At 39.1% G+C, this 18,882-nt stretch carries 20 protein-coding genes and 1 pseudogene; 20 read left to right on the top strand and 1 reads right to left on the bottom strand.

Annotated elements, in window-relative coordinates; translation table 11 throughout:
- Positions 1 to 179: 179 nt before the first annotated feature.
- From IJS99_07410 to IJS99_07340, 15 genes are all read left to right on the top strand, one after another.
- On the top strand, positions 180 to 1,085 hold the full coding sequence (locus IJS99_07410; GenBank protein MBQ7561642.1) for an FkbM family methyltransferase: 906 nt from the start codon (positions 180 to 182) through the stop codon (positions 1,083 to 1,085).
- Positions 1,086 to 1,158: 73 nt separating this feature from the next.
- Positions 1,159 to 2,523, top strand: a complete 1,365-nt coding sequence (locus IJS99_07405; protein MBQ7561641.1) for an MATE family efflux transporter — start codon at positions 1,159 to 1,161, stop codon at positions 2,521 to 2,523.
- 283 nt (positions 2,524 to 2,806) lie between these two features.
- The gene (locus IJS99_07400; GenBank protein MBQ7561640.1) at positions 2,807 to 4,084 is read left to right on the top strand and encodes a tyrosine--tRNA ligase; all 1,278 of its coding nucleotides are present in this window, start codon (positions 2,807 to 2,809) and stop codon (positions 4,082 to 4,084) included.
- A gap of 2 nt (positions 4,085 to 4,086) precedes the next feature.
- A complete protein-coding gene (locus IJS99_07395) occupies positions 4,087 to 4,872 on the top strand; it encodes a hypothetical protein (GenBank protein MBQ7561639.1) in 786 nt (261 codons plus the stop codon).
- Positions 4,869 to 5,732: a lysophospholipid acyltransferase family protein gene (locus IJS99_07390; protein MBQ7561638.1), complete on the top strand. Its 864-nt coding sequence runs from the start codon at positions 4,869 to 4,871 to the stop codon at positions 5,730 to 5,732. The genes IJS99_07395 and IJS99_07390 overlap by 4 nt, the downstream gene beginning before the upstream one ends.
- Positions 5,733 to 5,738: 6 nt before the next feature.
- Entirely contained in the window at positions 5,739 to 6,113 is a 375-nt protein-coding gene (gene queD, locus IJS99_07385) for a 6-carboxytetrahydropterin synthase QueD (protein ID MBQ7561637.1), read from the top strand.
- Positions 6,101 to 6,355 (top strand): DUF4160 domain-containing protein, encoded by a 255-nt coding sequence (locus IJS99_07380; GenBank protein ID MBQ7561636.1) that lies wholly within the window; start codon positions 6,101 to 6,103, stop codon positions 6,353 to 6,355. The genes queD and IJS99_07380 overlap by 13 nt, the downstream gene beginning before the upstream one ends.
- Before the next feature lie 7 nt (positions 6,356 to 6,362).
- Entirely contained in the window at positions 6,363 to 6,608 is a 246-nt protein-coding gene (locus IJS99_07375; protein MBQ7561635.1) for a DUF2442 domain-containing protein, read from the top strand.
- 10 nt (positions 6,609 to 6,618) lie between these two features.
- Entirely contained in the window at positions 6,619 to 7,407 is a 789-nt protein-coding gene (locus IJS99_07370) for a GTP cyclohydrolase I FolE2 (GenBank protein MBQ7561634.1), read from the top strand.
- Positions 7,404 to 8,342, top strand: a complete 939-nt coding sequence (locus tag IJS99_07365) for an efflux RND transporter periplasmic adaptor subunit (GenBank protein ID MBQ7561633.1) — start codon at positions 7,404 to 7,406, stop codon at positions 8,340 to 8,342. Before IJS99_07370 ends, IJS99_07365 begins: the two co-directional genes overlap by 4 nt.
- Before the next feature lie 7 nt (positions 8,343 to 8,349).
- Entirely contained in the window at positions 8,350 to 9,030 is a 681-nt protein-coding gene (locus tag IJS99_07360) for a YggS family pyridoxal phosphate-dependent enzyme (protein MBQ7561632.1), read from the top strand.
- Between the two features lie 204 nt (positions 9,031 to 9,234).
- Positions 9,235 to 9,654, top strand: a complete 420-nt coding sequence (locus tag IJS99_07355) for a cell division protein SepF (GenBank protein MBQ7561631.1) — start codon at positions 9,235 to 9,237, stop codon at positions 9,652 to 9,654.
- Positions 9,647 to 10,387 (top strand): DivIVA domain-containing protein, encoded by a 741-nt coding sequence (locus tag IJS99_07350; GenBank protein ID MBQ7561630.1) that lies wholly within the window; start codon positions 9,647 to 9,649, stop codon positions 10,385 to 10,387. The genes IJS99_07355 and IJS99_07350 overlap by 8 nt, the downstream gene beginning before the upstream one ends.
- Positions 10,383 to 12,437 (top strand): ATP-dependent DNA helicase RecG, encoded by a 2,055-nt coding sequence (recG, locus tag IJS99_07345; GenBank protein ID MBQ7561629.1) that lies wholly within the window; start codon positions 10,383 to 10,385, stop codon positions 12,435 to 12,437. The genes IJS99_07350 and recG overlap by 5 nt, the downstream gene beginning before the upstream one ends.
- A complete protein-coding gene (locus IJS99_07340) occupies positions 12,434 to 12,850 on the top strand; it encodes a RecX family transcriptional regulator (protein MBQ7561628.1) in 417 nt (138 codons plus the stop codon). Before recG ends, IJS99_07340 begins: the two co-directional genes overlap by 4 nt.
- 7 nt (positions 12,851 to 12,857) lie before the next feature.
- Here IJS99_07340 and IJS99_07335 read toward each other — a convergent pair whose 3' ends face one another.
- The gene (locus tag IJS99_07335) at positions 12,858 to 13,925 is read right to left on the bottom strand and encodes a nitronate monooxygenase (protein MBQ7561627.1); all 1,068 of its coding nucleotides are present in this window, start codon (positions 13,923 to 13,925) and stop codon (positions 12,858 to 12,860) included.
- 282 nt (positions 13,926 to 14,207) lie between these two features.
- Here IJS99_07335 and rfbF point away from each other — a divergent pair.
- The 5 genes and pseudogenes from rfbF to rfbH all read left to right on the top strand — a co-directional run bounded on the left by rfbF (position 14,208) and on the right by rfbH (position 18,880).
- Positions 14,208 to 14,979 (top strand): annotated as a pseudogene (gene rfbF / locus IJS99_07330) (glucose-1-phosphate cytidylyltransferase).
- Positions 14,970 to 16,052 (top strand): CDP-glucose 4,6-dehydratase, encoded by a 1,083-nt coding sequence (gene rfbG, locus IJS99_07325; protein MBQ7561626.1) that lies wholly within the window; start codon positions 14,970 to 14,972, stop codon positions 16,050 to 16,052. The pseudogene rfbF and the gene rfbG overlap by 10 nt, the downstream one beginning before the upstream one ends.
- 2 nt (positions 16,053 to 16,054) lie before the next feature.
- The gene (locus tag IJS99_07320) at positions 16,055 to 16,414 is read left to right on the top strand and encodes a hypothetical protein (GenBank protein MBQ7561625.1); all 360 of its coding nucleotides are present in this window, start codon (positions 16,055 to 16,057) and stop codon (positions 16,412 to 16,414) included.
- Between the two features lie 3 nt (positions 16,415 to 16,417).
- A complete protein-coding gene (locus tag IJS99_07315; protein ID MBQ7561624.1) occupies positions 16,418 to 17,530 on the top strand; it encodes an EpsG family protein in 1,113 nt (370 codons plus the stop codon).
- A 9-nt stretch (positions 17,531 to 17,539) separates the two neighbouring features.
- The gene (gene rfbH / locus IJS99_07310; GenBank protein ID MBQ7561623.1) at positions 17,540 to 18,880 is read left to right on the top strand and encodes a lipopolysaccharide biosynthesis protein RfbH; all 1,341 of its coding nucleotides are present in this window, start codon (positions 17,540 to 17,542) and stop codon (positions 18,878 to 18,880) included.
- Positions 18,881 to 18,882 lie beyond the last annotated feature (2 nt).

Below are 18,882 nucleotides of genomic sequence, written 5' to 3'. Positions count from 1 at the left end.
GTATCAGGTATCAGGTATCAGGTATCAGGATATTATTATGTCATTTAATAACTTGTCTAAATAATAATCACAATAATTCAGCAAAAAAATTTAATTTGAATCATAAATCAATCGCCTTGTCGTGTGTGAATACGGCGGGGCGTTTTTGCGTGCAAATTTTTTCAGGGAGCTAACCTTTTATGAATATTAACTCGTTAAAAATCAGACTCCGGCGTTTACGTCATGGCATTTATACGCCTAAAGAGTTTATATTATTTATGGCCGACTCAATATGTGAAAAATTTTTACATAAACCCTCGCGACTCTATGTAAATGAACATGTCAAAAGATTACTTCACCCGGATAATGAATCATATAACATAAAAAATGTAAGACTCCCTTTGTTAGACAGCGATAATGAAAGATTTCTCGTTTCAGGAGTCTTTGATGATACGTTTTATTCTTATATATTCTGTGATGATAAATACGATGAGGCGACATTTAACAAGTGCGATAAATTTTTGACTGAAGGACTTTACGGGCTTATTAATTCACAAGTAAATGTTACAGTTGAGCCCGGCGATATTGTAATCGATGCTGGCAGCTGGATAGGAGATTTTGCGGCTTATTCTTCAGTGAGGGGAGCGACTACATATGCATTTGAGCCTTCTGATAAAATATTTCATTATTTAGAGCAGACAGCAAGACTCAATAAAAATATTATTCCCGTCAAAAAAGGTCTATCAAATGAGAATACTAACGCAATATTTATTAACACTGAAGATACTTCGAGCGGAAAATTTATAAATAATTCTGACTCGCAAATAAAAGACTCCTCAAGTGTTGAAACAGTCAGACTCGATGATTTTGTTCACGAGAATAATTTACCCCGAGTCGATTTCATTAAATCCGATATTGAAGGCTTTGAGCGTCATATGTTGGCCGGAGCTCAGGGAGTTTTACGCGAATTTGCCCCTAAGCTCGCACTATGTACTTATCATTTGCCGGACGACCCGGAAATTATGGCCGATTTAATCAAGCAAGCTAACCCGAAATATAATATTGTGCAGAAAAGAATGAAATTATTTGCGTCAGTTCCCGAATAAATAATAAAATCTGCATTGACCCTCTTTGAATCATGGCATAAAATCTTGTTAAGTTCAAAGGGGGGATAAAAATTTGCCGGAAAAGTTTTCAGCTTCAACAGTAAGAGATATGACGGAGGGCGTAATATGGCGGCACTTGATAAGTTTTGCTTTCCCTTTGTTTATCGGGAATATATTTCAGCAATTATATAACACAGTTGACAGCATAGTCGTAGGAAATTTTGTAGGTGCTGATGCTTTAGGTGCAGTTACTTCTACTATGCCCATAGTAATTACTTTAATCGGCCTGTTTATCGGGCTGGCAATGGGAGCGAGCGTCGTTATCTCTCAATATTTCGGCGCAAAGGACATAAAAAATTTACGGCGTGCGACTCACACTGCAGTAGTTGCTACAATTATAATGTCGTTAATTATTTCTATGATAGGCTATTATGCGACCCCGTTTTTACTGCGAATGATGAACACTCCCCCCAGCGTCTTTAAAGAAGCTGTTGTATATCTGCAAATTTTCTCGCTGGGACTGGGCGGGACAATGTTATATAACATGGGCTCGGCAATCTTGCGCGCTGTAGGAGACTCTAAGAGGCCGCTGTATTTCTTGATTCTAGCGTCGATATTAAATATATTTCTTGATTTATTATTCGTCATAAAATTTGAATCAGGAGTCGCCGGTGTTGCATATGCCACGATTATAGCGCAGTTAGTATCAGGTCTAATAATTTTCTGGCGTTTATTCAGGAGTCATGAAGTTCATAGTTTAACATGGCACGAAATGAAAATAGATTTTGCTATTCTCAGTAAAATAATAAAAATAGGATTCCCGGCGGGGCTGCAAATGGCCTTGACTTCTTTCTCAAATGTATTTGTTCAGGCCTATATAAATTCTTACGGAGCAGCAGCTACAGCAGGATGGGGGATTTATGCAAGAGTTGACGCGTTCGTAACACTTTCGACTCAAAGTATGGCAATGGCAATAACAACTTATGTCGGGCAGAACGCAGGCGCAAAGAATCACGAAAGAATTAGGCTCGGAATGCGTGAATGTCTGAAAATTTCTCTAACTATTTCAGGGACAATTATATTATTTCTATATATTTTCGCGCCGTTCATAGCGTCATTATTTAATCGTGATGAGAAAGTTTTATATTATGCGGTGTTATTCTTGCGCTTGAATTCAATTTTTGACCCGTTCAACGTAATTAATCAAGTCCACGCGGGCGCATTACGAGGAGTCGGCGACTCTAGGACTCCCATGTTAATAATGCTTGGCTCGTTCGTAGTCTTCAGGCAAATTTATTTGTTTATAATATCGCGCTTGACTAGTTCAATATATTTTATTGCGATTGGCTACCCTGTCGGCTGGATAGTCTGCTGTACGTTGATGCTACTTCACGTGAAAATAAGCGGCTGGGATAAGAAAATTGCTGCTCTGAAATAATAACGGGGGACTCACAGGCTGAATAATACAGGAGAAGGCAAAACGCAATAATAGCGGCTGGGAGTCTCTCATAAAATATATAACAGGCATTTATACGCAGGGCAAAACGCGATAAAAAACGGGCGGAATCGCATTCATTCATAAAAATATTACGCGCAATAAAAATTTTTTGACTCGTTATTGATTACTCAACATAGCAATAAAGACTCGCAAATAATGTATAATAACCTTCAAATTAATATTAATATCATGAATAAATATATATAAAGAGGGTTTATTTTACATGAATGCATTTGACACTCTAAAGCAGCGGGGATATTTTGAATGGTGTACTAATGAAGAACGACTCGCGCAAGTCATGAATGAAGAAATGATTACAGCTTATGTAGGCTTTGATCCTACTGCTGACAGTTTACATGTCGGGCACTTGATTCCGTTAATGGCTCTCGGCTGGCTTCAGAGGCTCGGACATCGTCCCATAGCACTGGCAGGAGGAGGCACGGGCTTAATAGGTGATCCATCGGGTAAAAGCAAGGAACGAAATTTAATAACTCTTGAGACTGTGCAGCATAATATAGAAGGCGTTAAATCCCAGCTAAAAAAATTTCTCGATTTCGATTGCGGCAAAAATTCGGCGTTACTCTTAAATAATTATGACTGGCTCAGCAAGATAACTTTTCTTGAAGTATTGCACGATATAGGCAAATTTTTCTCGGTTAATAGCTTAATCGCACGTGAATATATTAAATCTCGTCTTGAAGATCCGGAAAAAGGAATCTCTTACACTGAATTCTCGTATGTGTTACTGCAGGCTATGGACTTCAAATATTTGAATGAGCACTATAATTGCCGTTTACAAATGGGCGGGAATGATCAGCAGGGGAATTTATTAGCAGGTTCTGATTATATACGTCGTACAAGCGGCGCAGAAGTTTTCGGGTTGACTCAGCCGTTATTATTGACGAGTTCAGGGACTAAATTCGGCAAAACAGAGGCCGGGGCGGTCTGGCTTGATGCAAATAAAACTAGCCCGTATAAATTCTATCAATTCTGGTTTAACACTGATGATAAAGACGTAGCAAAATTATTGAAGCTCTATACTTTCATGCCGATTGACGAAATAGAAAATTTAATCAGTGAGCATAATTCACAGCCTGAAAAGAGACTCGCGCAAAAAAGACTCGCCTATGAAGTAACTTGCACAGTTCACGGTGAGAATACAGCAAAAAGTGTCGTAAATGTCAGCGAGATTTTATTTAACCCGTCTATAGATTTCGCTAATGTCAGTGAAGAGACCTGCGATATTTTAAAGCAAGAAGTCCCATATAAGAAAATTGACTCGTTCGAATTCCCGGCCGGTGTAGTAAATATAATTTCTGCTTCGGGAGCTTGTGAGAGTAACGGCGAGGCCAAGCGCGCAATTCGTCAGGGCGGAGTCTCAATCAACGGTGAAAAAATTTCAGACGAGAAAGCAAATATAAATCGTGAATCGCTCATAAATAATAAATATTTATTTGTCAGAATAGGCCGCAAAAAATTCAACATGGCCGAGTTTGTATAAAAATGTTCTCTTGTAACTGGTATATAGCAAAGTCAGTTAATCCCGTTTTCGGTCAAATTATTCGAGACATGGCCGCAGCTCTGAAAAAATATTCGCGTGATATTGATTTAAATATAATTGACGCAAGGGACTCGGACTATAAAGCAGGCTTTGAGAGATTTAGAAACATTTTCGCTCATAAAAATATCTGGCACTTATTCGGACTCGCTCCGTTTTGGTGGAAAATTGTGCGCTTGCATTCTAGGACTGTTCACACTTTATTAGATAAAAGCTGCTGGGCAGGTTATCCGACTAGATTATTTACTGAAGGCGCGAATAACGGCGAGGGCGTAATTTATCCCGTTTTTGACTCACTTGTGAATCAGACTCAGAGCGAGGGGACTCACAAGGCAGTATTTATTTACGGGACAAATAATAATATTGCTTTACCTGAAGGCGATTATGAAATTTTTGATATTTCGCAAAAAGTTTTGCGTCCTGAGGCTTTGAGCGGTGTATATATCGCAAATGACATCGGGCCTCGTGAGGCAATGCGGGCGGGACTGCTTACAATGAGGGGGACTGCTGTAGCGTCAAGAAAATCGGGCTGGCTTGATGAGATTTTAGGGCCGGGCGGTTATTTCTTGCTTGACGATAATACTGACTTGAATCGCATAATAAAATTTGGACTCGGTGAGAAAGGCCGTCATATGGCAATGGCAGCGCGTCATTTCTTGAAATCAAGACGTTCACACGAGAGGTGCGCGGACTCGATTATGACTCTTTACAGGAAGATTGACGCACAATGAAGGCAGCAGTTACAGCAATAAAATTTTTTGAGTCGTTCGCAAATAAGGGCATTCGGGGGCAAATCACAGCAAAATTTTTTTCCGGCCTGCTTAAATTGATTCACCCCCGCGCTAAAAGAATTGACGAAAATTTAAAGATTGCTTATCCTGAGAGTGACTCAAAGTGGCGCAAAGAAATCCGCAGAAAAGTTTATGAAAATTTAGCGTGGACTTTAACGGAGACTCTAATTTTGCAGCATGATAATAAACAAGTCTTTAACTGGGTCAAAAAAGTTCACGGACTCGAAATTATTAATAATTTACTTGACGAGAATAAGCCCGCAATACTCTTAACTGCACACTTCAGCAACTGGGAATTACTCGGAAATTTTGTAGCTCTGAACGCAATAAATCATAATAATAAATTGCACGTGTTATATACTCCCATGCATGATAAAGATATTGATAATTATGTGCTTGAGACTCTCGAGCGGGGCGGAATGTTCATGATAAATAAAGATTTTTCCGTCATGAAATTAATTAGAATGCTTAAGGGCGGGGCTCATATTGCTTCATTGAATGACGTATCAGGCACAGGCAAAATGATTGTCCCCTTTCTTGGCCGAAATGCTACGAATATGCCCGGAGTCGCTGTCATGTCAATATTATCGGGCGCGCCTATTATTCCTATTTGCAGTTATAGATTAGCACCGTTTGAGCATGAAATCGAAATTTTTGAGCCCGTCAAAATGCCTGACTCGAGTCTAAATCATGACGAAAGATTGAGACTCACCGTTCTTGAATGCAATAAAGCACTGGAGAAATTTATACGAAAGAGGCCGGATTTATGGTTCTGGCTTCATAACAGATGGAGAGATTAAATTATTATGCTGCTATGTAAAGATTTTAAATTTGATGCTGCTCATAACTTGATTAACTATCACGGAAAATGCGAAAAACTTCACGGACATACTTATAAATTGCGCGTAGTTCTTGAAGGTCAGCCAGACTCAGAAGGCATGATTATGGATTTCGTGGAGCTGTCGGGACTCGTAAAAGAAAAAATTATTTCGCGTTTAGATCATTCATATTTAAATGATATAATCTCACAGCCGAGCGCGGAAAATATTGCATTATGGGTCTGGGCAGAACTCGATAAATTTTTGACTCGCGATAACTGCAAATTATACGAGATTCATATATGGGAGACTGCTGACAGCCGCGTAATTATGAGAAGGGAAGATTTACAATGCCTGAAATAGCGCGATTTTACGGACTTATTATAAAAATGTTTTTCCGGATCGGAGAACATACCCCCCCGCACTTTCACGCACTCTACGGAGAATATATGGGTGAATTTGATATAAATACTCTTGAGATGATTCAAGGTGATTTGCCCCCCCGCGCTGTCTCTCTCGTTAAAGAATGGGCAGAAATTAATCAATCCGAGCTGCTAAAAATGTGGAACACTCAAAATATTTATAAGCTGCAGCCTTTGAGGTGATTCAATTATGGTATTTCACAGAGTCAAGAATATAACGCCGCTTCATGATAAAATTTTACTCGCAGAATTTCAGGACGGCACTATGAAAAAATATGATGTCAAGCCGTTAATGCAAAAATTGCCGGACTTCCAAATGTTAAATTACGTAAATGGACTCTTTGAGCAGGTAAGAGTCGACTCCGGCGGCTATGGCATAATATGGAATAATGAATTAGATTTAGATTGCAACGAGTTATATTATAATGGGAAATAATAATAAATTTATGCGCGACGTTCAGAGAGAGAAGGACTCGCGAAATATTCAGATTGACAGAGTCGGCGTTAAGGGCGTGAGTTATCCCGTTATATTAATGGATAAAGACAATCAAACGCAAAATACTATCGCAAATGTATCAATGAGTGTAATGCTCCCTCATGAGTACAGGGGGACTCACATGAGCCGATTTATTGAGACTTTAGAAGAATATCGCGGGCGGGTATCTCCGGCAAATCTTGACGCTTTCACGACTAGACTATGCGAAAAATTAAATGCCTCTGAGAGTTCAGTTATATTTGAATTCCCGTACTATTTCAAGAAAAAAGCTCCCGTCTCAAAGATTGAAAGTTTCTCAAAATGTGATGTCAGACTTGAGGCCATCCACGAACGCAGAAAAGAAAGCGAAAATTTTGATATGATTATCGGACTCGCTTTAAACATTCAAACTCTTTGTCCGTGTTCTAAGGAAATTTCGCAATTTGGAGCACATAATCAGCGCGCCCTAGTCTCGTTAAATGTCAGGTGTTCGGGTCTAGTCTGGTTTGAAGAGTTAATTAACATGATCGAGTCTTCTGCGTCGGCACCGTTATTTACACTTTTGAAGCGTGAAGACGAGAAATATATCACGGAATTATCTTATATGAGGCCGCGTTTTGTTGAAGATGTTTTGCGGGAACTTGCTACGAGTCTTGATAATGAGAATAGAATTTTATGGTACAGCGTCAACGTTACGAGCTATGAAAGCATTCACAATCATGACGCATTTGCAGAAATCGAGCGCGATAAACGTAAATGAGCAGGAAAAAACGCAAGCAAATATTATTATTGATTCAAAGGCTGATTAATTACACGATTATATTCGTAATTGCTTTATTCGGCTATAAAATGTATAGAGTCTGGTACGAGAGCTATAATTTAACACACTTTCAATTTATCGAGGCCAAATCAGCCAGCTACACAGAAGAACAGCCGCTTGAAGGCATTTTATTATGGGATGAGCAGTTAATTTATTCTCACAGGCAGGGAATTTTGACTTATCCATCTCCGCGCCCGCATATAGTCTCAAAGGGTGAATTATTAGCAGCTCTTGACGGTTCGGCAGTTCGTGCGCCATATCCTGCATATTTTTATCCTGCACTTGACGGCCAAGAAGGTAACTGGGTTTATTCGCGCTTATGGCCTGACTTTGAGCCTTTCCCCGAATTTAATAACGCTGAGTTAATCGAAAACGGGACTTTTATTAAACGCAATGAGCCGATCGGGAAGTTGATTCCTCAGCCGCAGATTTTAAGATGTATAGCATATCTTGACGCGACTCCTTCACTAGTTCGAGCACTAAATAAAGATAACAAGCAAATTAGAATCAAGACAGAATTTGAGGGCAAAGAACGTAAAGCCGAAGTTGTAGCTGTAAAATCTAAGGGACAAAAGCTAAAAGTTTTCTTAAGACTTCCATTCTTCCCGCCCGATGCAGTTAAAAGCCGGAAATTTGCCGCCGCCGTCGTTACTGATATTCAAAACGGTGTGATGATTCCTGATACTGCTGTTATTACCCGTGAAAGCAAAAATATTGTCTTTATAGTGAACGGCAACACCCCCGAACCGCATATTGTTGAAGGATTCCCAGCTGATGAGAAGAATTTTTTTATTGAAAAAGGTGTAGAGCCCGGCAATAAATTAATTCTCAACGCAAGCAGCATAAAAATTGACGAAACTATGAGAATATGGTGATTAATTAATGAACGCGCTAGAAATTTTAGACAGAATCAACAACGCCCGCATTAAATCAGGACGTGAAAGCGAAAAAATTTATTTCGTTGCAGTGAGTAAGACTCGAACTATTCAGGAAATGCAGGAAGTCGAAAAATTTTCATGTATTGACTTTTTCGGGGAGAATAGAGTTCAGGAGGCCGCGCAAAAATTTGCAAATTACGGAGAAAAGCGAATCCCTTGGCGTTTAATAGGTCATCTTCAGGGCAATAAGGCACGCAAAGCACTTGAAATTTTTGATTATATTGACTCGGTGGACTCGATTGATATAGCAAATAAATTAAATCGAATCGCTTTAGAACTTGGCCGAGTCGTTAAAATTTTAATTGAAGTCAATACTTCAGGCGAGCAGGCAAAAACGGGAGTCGCTCCTGAAAATTTTTCAAGTTTATTAGATTCAGTTATGAGCGCAAAAAATTTATATCTTGAAGGCTTAATGACAGTAGGGCCGATCACTGACAACGAGAGAGAGACTCGTGCGGCATTTGCTAATTTACGGGAATTACGAGACCGCGCAAAAATTTCTACAGGACTAAATTTACCCGTTTTATCTATGGGAATGAGCGGCGATTTTGAGTCGGCAATTCTCGAAGGTTCTACAATGGTAAGAATAGGGACGTTATTATTTGGTGCGAGAAATTATGCGTGAAAATTTTTATTCGTGAAGTACTGCTAACTCTGCAATTATCTTAATTTTTTGTAGCTGTAAATGTAGCTGTAAAATTTATATATTTACTTGTAAAATTAACCGCCCGCGAGTGATTATAGCATTAAATTTTTCACAAGGCTTTAAATATTGTGATATATTTATTAGCGAAAATTATTTTATTATGCAAAAAAGGAGTGTTGTAACTTGAATATAATGCGCTGGTTTGGATTTGACAACGATGACGACTACGACGACGACGACGAATATCAAGACGAAAAACGCAGCAGACCCGCAAAATCTTCATCAAGACGTGAAGGAAATCCGCGAATATCAAATAATTCTGCACCCGGAAAATTAATTTTATTTAGGGGTATCGCCTCAGACAATGAAAGAAAGCGGCTCCGTGAAGCATTAATTAACGGTGCTATGGTATTAATCGACCTTCACGAATTATCACCGATGGAATATGAAGAAAGCGGCAAAGATTTTGTTAAATTCATGGGCGGTGTAGTCTTTGGCATTAATGGAATGATTATTCCTATGGTAGAGACTGCGCAGTATTTATTGACACCTAAACCCGATATGTTTGAGGCTTGGCCGGAGGAGAGAGAGTCTAATGAGTGATTTACTTACTGCAAAAGATGTCGAAGTCAAAGTATTCAAGAAAGTTAGATTTGGCGGTTATTCTGTGCCTGAAGTTGAAGATTTCTTGAATCAAGTAGCCGATGATTTAGAGGCTTATACTATGCAGATTGACGAGAAGGACGCGCGGATTCAGGAGCTTGAGTCATTCGTCAAGAAACAGGAAGGTATGAATGACGCAATAAAAGACGCGTTAATTTTAGCCAAGAAAGCAGCTCAAGAATTAGAAGATAAAGCCAAAGCTAACACTGAGCAGTTACTTGCAGACGCTAAAGCCGAAGCCGAGAAAATTACTTCAGAAGCAGAGACTAAAGCAGCAGAAAGAATCTCGGAAGCTGACAGCAAAGCTACTGATATAATCATGAAAGCAAAAAATTCAGCCGATGATATAATTCAAGCCTCACAGGATAAACGAGCCAAAGCCGAACAGAGCCGCGCAAATATTGAGCAGGAACTCGAATCCCGCCGACGTGACGCAGAAGACCGAGCCGATGACATTCTCGCAAATGCCCGGGCCGAAGCACGCAGGATAATCGGTGAAGCACAAAAGGAAGTCGAGACTTATAACGAGCAAATAAAATTTTTAAGCCTTCAAAAACAGGAATTTGTGAAGAATACTGCGGCATTATTATTTGATTTCGGCAAAATAATAGATCACGCTCAACAGGAAATAGACTCAGAAACAGGAGACTTGCAAGACGACTCAGCAAATTAATCAAGTTGTTAGATTAAGTTCTCCCGTTGAAATCCTTGAGGGTATTGGCCCAAAGAAAGCCGAAGCATTATCACGTCTGGGAATATATACACTTGAGGATTTATTTTATTTCATGCCTAGACGCTACGAAGACAGGCGCGTTATTTCCAAAATTAATTTATTGTCGCCCGGAAATTTTTATTCGATTATTGCCAAAGTCAAAGATACTAGAACTAGACCCGGCCGGACTGAAGCATTATTATTTGACGAAACAGGCCAAGTTATAGCCTCATGGTTCAGCGAGAAAATTATTAAATTTATTCACAAAGGTATGACTCTTGCTATATGCGGCTATATTGATAATAATTTACTCACTCCGAGATTCACGCACCCTGAATTTGAAATATTAGGAGAGTCGGGCGAGTCTTCTATAATCGGCAAAATATTCCCCGTCTATCATGCAAATTCAGATATGCCGCAAAAAACTTTACGCAAATTAATTCATTCAGTCATAAATAAATACGCTGATAAATGCCTTAATGAGTTTTTGCCCGCAAAAATTTTATCTCGCTATGGAATGATGACTCTTTCTGAAGCCGTGAAAAATATTCACATGCCCAGTGACTCACATGATTATATACGCGCAAGAAATAGACTCGCATTTGACGAATTATTTTTGCTGCAGTCAGGTATAATAATGCGCCGTCAAAAATTTTCAGGTTCTAATAACTCGCAGTCACTTAAGCCCGGAATAAATTATAATAAATTCCTGCAAAATCTCACGTTCAAATTAACAAGTTCGCAGGAGTTAGCAATTAACGAAATTCTTGACGACTTAGCAAAAAATACTCCCATGAATAGATTATTACAGGGCGATGTCGGCTCAGGTAAGACTCTTGTTGCATTTGCGGCTATGTTAGCATGTGTTGATTCAGGATTTCAGGCAGCATTGATGGCACCCACTGAAATTTTAGCGTGGCAGCATTATGAGAAATTGCGCAAAACTTTAGAGCCGCTCGGCTTAAAAGCAGGTTTGTTAATAGGCAGCTTGAAAACTTCAGAACGTAATCAAATTTTAGCGGAACTTTCTGACGGGACTATAAATATAATCGTCGGGACTCATTCAATTTTTGCGGAACGTGTAAATTTTTCGAGTCTTGCGCTCGTAATAGTCGATGAACAGCACAGATTCGGAGTTTTGCAGAGAAATAATTTAATTTCTAAGGGCGTGAGTCCTCACGTTTTAGCAATGACGGCGACTCCGATTCCTAGAACTCTTATAATGTCAATTTACGGCGATTTAGAAGTCTCTTCACTCCACGAATTACCGCCCGGACGCAAGCGAATTAACACGATTTCTTTTGCACCCGTTCAATATAGAAGAGTTTTGCAGATAATTCACGAGGCCGTTTCACGAGGTGAGCAAATTTACTGGGTCTGTCCGCTGATTGATGAGAATGACGATAAAGATTTAAGCGCGGTTACTGTGATTTACGAGAAATTAAAAAATTTATTGCCCGGTTTAAATATTGCTATGTTACATGGGAAGTTAAGCCCCGATATAAAATCTCAAGTTATGCAAGCCTTCTCGGACGGACGGATTAATTTATTAGTCGCTACTGTAGTTATTGAAGTCGGAGTCGATGTTCCTAACGCCAGCATTATAATAATTCAGGACGCGGGACAATTCGGGCTGGCACAATTACATCAATTACGGGGGCGGGTCGGTCGGGGTCAAGCACAAAGCACTTGCATATTACTTGAAGGACGAAATATAACACCTGAAGGGAAGGCGCGAATTTCAGCAATGATAAATATTTCTGACGGATTCAAACTTTCAGAGCAGGATTTAATACAGCGCGGGCCGGGTGAATTTTGCGGGACTCGGCAGCACGGAGTAACTGACTTTCACGCGGCTGATTTGGTAAAGGACGAAAAAATTTTATTGTTAGCTCGCGACGAGGCAAGAAATTTAATGAGACAAGATATAAATTTGGACTCTGAGCCGTCATTAAAGCACGAAATTTTTAGGAGGTTAGGCAAAGTCTTAGAACTTGCTATTACATCATGAATGATTTATTAACTGAACAGCGCGAGAAATTATTTAATTATTTATTGAGAAGGCCAAGCACTAAATCACAGGCTTATGAATTCTTAAAGCGTGAAAAACTTTCAGACTCACAAATAAATTTTTTAATTCGTGAAGCAAAAGAGTCGGGCTTAATTGATGATCTAGCATATTCGCAATTATTTATCGACGGCCATTTATCATGGGGCAACGCAAAAATTTTTTACGAGCTTGAATCGCGTGGAGTCTCAAGTGAAATTATTGACGAGGCATTAAATTATTCGCAGGATGAGATTTCGCGCGCTAGGGATTTAGCAGAGACTTGGCGAATTTCGGGACTCGATGACAGGAAAATTTTAACCCGGTTAAGAAGTCGGGGCTTCTCAAGCCGGGCTGTTAGTGCTGCTCTTGATTAAAATATTATTATTCGAATAGTTCAGAAATTATATCTTGGACTCGTTCGATTTTGTCAGCTTTGACTACGTTACTTCCGCAGAAAAATAGCCCCGTCTCCCAGTTCCCGACTTGAGCGTCAACAAGAGCTGCTGCAATACAAAAAGTTTCTTTTGTCTTTCTATATTTGCAGTGAGTCAAGCAATTAGCAAAACACGGCTTACTTTCTACAGTTCCATCAAGATATTTTGCTACAAATGGATTCTTTATGGCTCGTCCGGGTAGACCTGCAGGACTGTTAATTAATACAACGTCTTCTTCTTTTGCGTCGATATATGCCTGCTTGAATCTTTCTGACGCGTCGCCCTCGACTGTACAAGCGAATCTCGTACCCATTTGAACGCCCTTAGCACCGAGATTAAATGCTCGCTTTAAATCTTCCTTGTCCCATATACCTCCGGCAGCAATAACGGGAATATCGCTCTTCATTTCGTCATGAACATATTTAACGACATCGGGAACAGCTTTATCGAGTCTTAATGCAGGGTCATAAACTTGTTCAATCGTCATAGCTCCTAAATGTCCGCCGGCCGTAGCAGGTTCTTCAACGATAAAAGCATCGGGGAGTCTATTATATTTTTTCTCCCAGTGCCGAGTAATCAAACTTGCTGCTTTAGCTGAACTCACAATCGGAATTAATGCAACGTCCGGAAAATCTTTTGTATAATCCGGAAGTCTTAAAGGCAGCCCAGCACCGGAAATTATTATATCTGCTCCGCCTTCTGCCGCTGCCCGGACTTGTCTGTCATAATCAGTCAATGCGACCATGCAATTAACTGCGATAATTCCTTCTTGGCCTGAAATTTCTTTAGCACGTTTTATGGCTTCTTTTACGACGATCTCATTTGCTTCAAAATAGTTGTGCTTTTCAGGGACGTAAAACGGCGAATTGTGAGCAAGTCCGACGCTGGCTATTGTGCCGATTGCGCCAAATTTTGCTGCGTGCCCTGCCAGATTTGGGCCGGATATGTCGACTCCCATTCCACCTTGTATTAATGGATAACGGGGCTGATATTTTCCGATTCGTAAAACAGGCATTGATTTATTCACCTGAGTAACACACTCCTTGAGAAATAATAAATTTTTTGAAGTATATCACGTAGAATGCAAAAATTTATAAGTCATTGCGCTTGTTTATAAATGCGTGTAATCATGAAATTTTTTCATTATGCGCGAAGAGTAAATTATTTGCGGGCGGGATGATTCAAATTAAAGAATGATACTCAATGCGGGGCGGGCAAATATAACAGCTTGTTTATGAGGCTCATTACTGATAAAATCTAGCAAAATTCTATTTATTCAAGAAAGGAGCATTAAATCATGAAGGCTGTAATTTTAGCTGGAGGCATGGGAACTCGTTTAAGCGAAGAGACAGTAATACGCCCTAAACCTATGGTAGAAATCGGCGGACATCCTATTTTGTGGCACATCATGAAAATTTATTCATGTTTCGGGATAAATGAGTTCATTATTTGCTTAGGCTACAAAGGCTACATGATAAAAGAATATTTTGCAAATTATTGTCTTCACATGTCAGATATTACGTTCGATATGTCGACGGGACAAATGCAGGTACATTCAAATACTGCCGAGCCTTGGAAAGTTACTCTTGTTGATACCGGCGAGAAAAGTATGACCGGCGGAAGATTAAAACGTGTGTATAATTACTTAGGGGGGGGGGGCATTTCTTCTCACATATGGTGACGGAGTCGCTGATATTAACATCAAGAATCTAATCGAATTTCACAAATCACAAAATTGTTTTGCGACAGTTACAGCAGTACAACCCCCGGGACGTTATGGACATATAAATATCTCAGGCAATAGAGTCACAAACTTTAAAGAGAAACCTTCAGGCGATGGAAGTTGGATCAGCGGCGGATTCTTTGTGCTTGAACCTGAAGTATTTAACTATATAGAAGGCGACTCTACAATTTTTGAAGCTGAACCCTTAGAGACTCTAGCACGTGAAAATCAATTAGCAGTCTACAAACATTCGGGATTCTGGCAGCCTATGGACACATTGAGAGATAAAAATTTGCTTGAATCCCTCTGGAATAACAATAAAGCAGCGTGGAAATTATGGGACTAAAAAATTTTTATCGCAATAAAAGAGTCTTCATCACTGGTCATACAGGTTTTAAAGGCTCGTGGCTTTGTGAAGTCCTGCTAAATTTCGGCTCAATTGTCGGAGGTTATGCGCTTTCACCTTCTGATTCAAATTCAGAGCATGAAAATTTATTTGATATATTGAGACTCTCAGGCCGAGTTAAAAATTATTTCGCTGATATTAGAGACATTTACTATCTAAAATCCGCCGTGAAAGAATTTCAGCCCGATATAATAATACACATGGCCGCCCAGCCTTTAGTTATAGACTCATACAAGAGACCGGCCTATACATATGAAGTAAATATAATGGGCACTGTAAATATTTTAGAAGCTGCTAGAGAGTGCGAATCTCTAAAATCTTTCGTGAATGTAACAACTGATAAAGTTTATCTAAATCGCGAATGGGTATGGGGTTATCGCGAGAACGAGACTTTATGCGGCTATGATCCCTACTCAAATTCTAAATCATGTTCTGAGCTTGTGAGTTATAGCTACAGGAATTCATTTTTTAGCAAGAAAGACTCCCCGGCAATATCTACAGCAAGATCCGGAAATGTCATAGGCGGCGGAGATTTTGCAGAAAATAGAATAATTCCAGACTGTGTGAGAAGTGCTTTAAAACATGAAAATATTATCCTGCGAAATCCTGATTCAATCCGGCCATATCAACACGTTTTAGAATGCCTGCACGGTTATTTATTATTGGCCATGAAACAATTTGATAATAAAGAATTATACGAAGGCAGCTATAATTTCGGTCCCGATGAGAGTTCATGCGTTACAACAAGGGAATTAACAGAAATTTTTTGCTCTGAACTCAATGAGGGATTAAATATTATTATTCATGATCAGGCAAATAAATATCATGAACATGAAGCAAATATTTTAAAACTTGACTGTGCAAAGTCAAAAAGTGTCTTAGGGTGGCGGCCTGAATGGAATATAACTCAAGCAGTTAATGAAGTAGTAAGCTGGCTGAAAGTTTATCGCGGAAAAGGCGGCATAATTTCTTATATGGATTCAAAAATTTTAGATTTCTACGGGGTAAATTAATAATGAATGATAATAATCAAAATTTAAGCGTAAGGCCTGAACTTTGCGAGTACGGGCCGTCAAAATTTGAATGGGCATTAGCATTTGGATTTCTATTATTCGCGTTCATGTCATTTTGTTACATGGATCCTTCTTGGTTTATTCTTTATGAGCTTAAATTTGCAGAAGCTATTTTGCACGGAGATCTGAGTCTTGCTTACAAAAACGCAATAACTGTTGTATGTTCTTCTGGTTATGAATTGAGCAGCCTCTCAATTTACGATTTGCCGATTAATCTTATATTTGGTCTATGGGGGATTCCGTTATATTTATGGTGTTCACGAAGCGGAGAACTTGTAGTTAATTTTCCTGAAAGTTTTTGACAAATGTTCTACGGGAAGAGTATATTACTAATCGCGTTTATTTTCTCGTCTGTTCTTATCTATAAAATTTGTCGTGTAATTAATATAAACTCGCAAAAATCACGCTGGGGAGCATATATTTATTTTACATCGGCAATGTCAATAAGCGTAATAGGGAACGTCGGACAATGTGATATATTTTGCATATGCTTGACTCTTCTGGGCTTGCTTGCATATATCAAGAATGAGAATAAAAAATTTTTGTTCTGGTTTATTGTTGCTGCACAGTTTAAGCAATTTGCAGTATTTATATTTATACCCTTATTATTATTACGTGATAAAAATTTATTGAAGATTGCCGGAAAAATATTTTTGCTGGGTGTAGTAACTTTGCTTTGTAATTTGCCCATTATGTTAGTTTCAGGAGCAGCAAAGAGTCGGGCAGGTTTTACACTGGGAATGGCAGGAAAATTATTAGCGAATAAATTGCCTTTCTTTCACGGTAATGTGAGAGTCTTTCTAGTTATGTTCGGGGCTTTATGCGTTTATTGCTGGCTGCATGAATATAAAGACTCTCAGGATAGAGACTCGATTAATCATCATATAATTTTCACTGCTATGCTTTCGTTTATAGTTTTCTTCACGAGCTTCTCTAGTTACCCATACTGGTTTATGCACATGATTCCGTATTTGGCAATTATGAGCGTATGTAATTATATAGACTCGCGAAAATTTTTATTATTTGAGACTCTAGCAATTGCCGCGTTGATATTCTCGAATTATTGTATATATTTCTGGTGTTACACTCCCAATAACGCAATTAATATGTTACTTCACAAGTTAACGGGCAGCCCGGCTTTAATTAACGTAGAAGCTATAGCAAGACAGCGGACTAACATAAAATCAACTAAGATAATTGATTTTATCGTGAAATTATTTAAGACTCATGCAATATTTAACAGCATTTATTTTGTCTGTATATGGACATGCGCGTGGCTTGCTCTTCCGCGTAAAACAAGTAATTCAAATTATATAAATTATTCTTTGCGGTCCTATGTCATGCTTAGATTATTAGTTAATGTGCTAGCTTGTTCGTGCCCGTTTATATTATATTTTCTCGCAATTATAAGGAGCTGATTATATTTCATGAATAATAAGGAAGATTTACGCGGAAAAATTTTATCTCTAGTGAGTGAATATTGCTCGCTCGCTCATGAGAATAAATCATACAAGCCAGGAGACCCTATCAGATACGCCGGACGAGTCTATGACGTTCACGAACTGCAAAATTTAGTGAGTGCTTCATTAGATTTTTGGCTGACTTCAGGAGAATGGGCTAATAAATTCGAGACAAGACTCGCGCAAATTCTCGGAGTAAAATTCTGTTCTCTAGTAAATTCAGGATCATCGGCAAATTTTTTAGCTTTCATGGCACTAACTCAACCCGAACTGAAATCACGGCGAATTCTCAAGGGCGACGAGGTCATAACAGCTGCGGCAGGATTTCCGACAACAATCGCGCCAATAATTCAATACGGAGCAGTACCAGTTTTTATTGATGTAGAGCTTGACACCTGCAACGTGAAAATTTCTCAGCTTGAAGAGGCCTTATCTCCCCGCACTAAAGCCGTAATGTTAGCTCACACTCTGGGCAACCCGTTTAATTTGGCCGAGATAAAAAATTTTTGCGAGAAAAATAATTTATGGCTGATTGAAGACAACTGCGACTCTTTAGGCTCTGAATATTTATATAATAACTCATGGCATTTTACGGGCACTATAGGAGATATAGCTACATCAAGTTTTTATCCTCCTCATCATATAACAATGGGCGAGGGCGGAGCAGTCTACACAAATAATTATGAATTACATAAAATTGTGAATTCCCTGCGTGACTGGGGGCGTGATTGCTGGTGTCCTTCAGGTCAAGACGGGACTTGCGGCAAAAGATTCTCCCAGCAATTAGGGACTCTCCCGTTCGGCTATGATCATAAATATACGTATTCACATTTTGGCTATAATTTAAAAGCTACGGATTTGCAGGCTTCTATAGGGTGCGCACAGTTGGAAAAATTAAGTGCTTTCACTCAAGCAAGGTGGCATAACTGGCAATTTTTGAGGGACGCGCTTTCTGAACTTGAAGATTTATTTATTCTGCCCAGTCCTGAAAGAAATTCAAAACCTAGCTGGTTCGGTTTTCTCTTAACTGTGAAAGATTCGGCTAAATTCTCGCGCGACGAACTTGTTAAATATCTTGAGTCGCAAAAAATTCAAACTCGTATGTTATTCGCAGGAAATATTACCCGGCACCCTTGTTTTAACGAAATGAGAGACTCCGGCAAGGGTTATAGAATAATCGGCAATCTTGAGAATACTGACATAATTATGTCGCGTTCGTTCTGGATCGGAGTTTACCCCGGAATGAATGACGAAATGCTGAAATTTATGGCCGATTCAATAAAGGAATTTGCGCTAAAAAATGAGTAAAT

Source organism: Synergistaceae bacterium, assembly GCA_017444345.1.
GTDB lineage: Bacteria > Synergistota > Synergistia > Synergistales > Aminobacteriaceae > JAFUXM01.
This window is presented reverse-complemented; position numbering and strand designations above follow the sequence as displayed.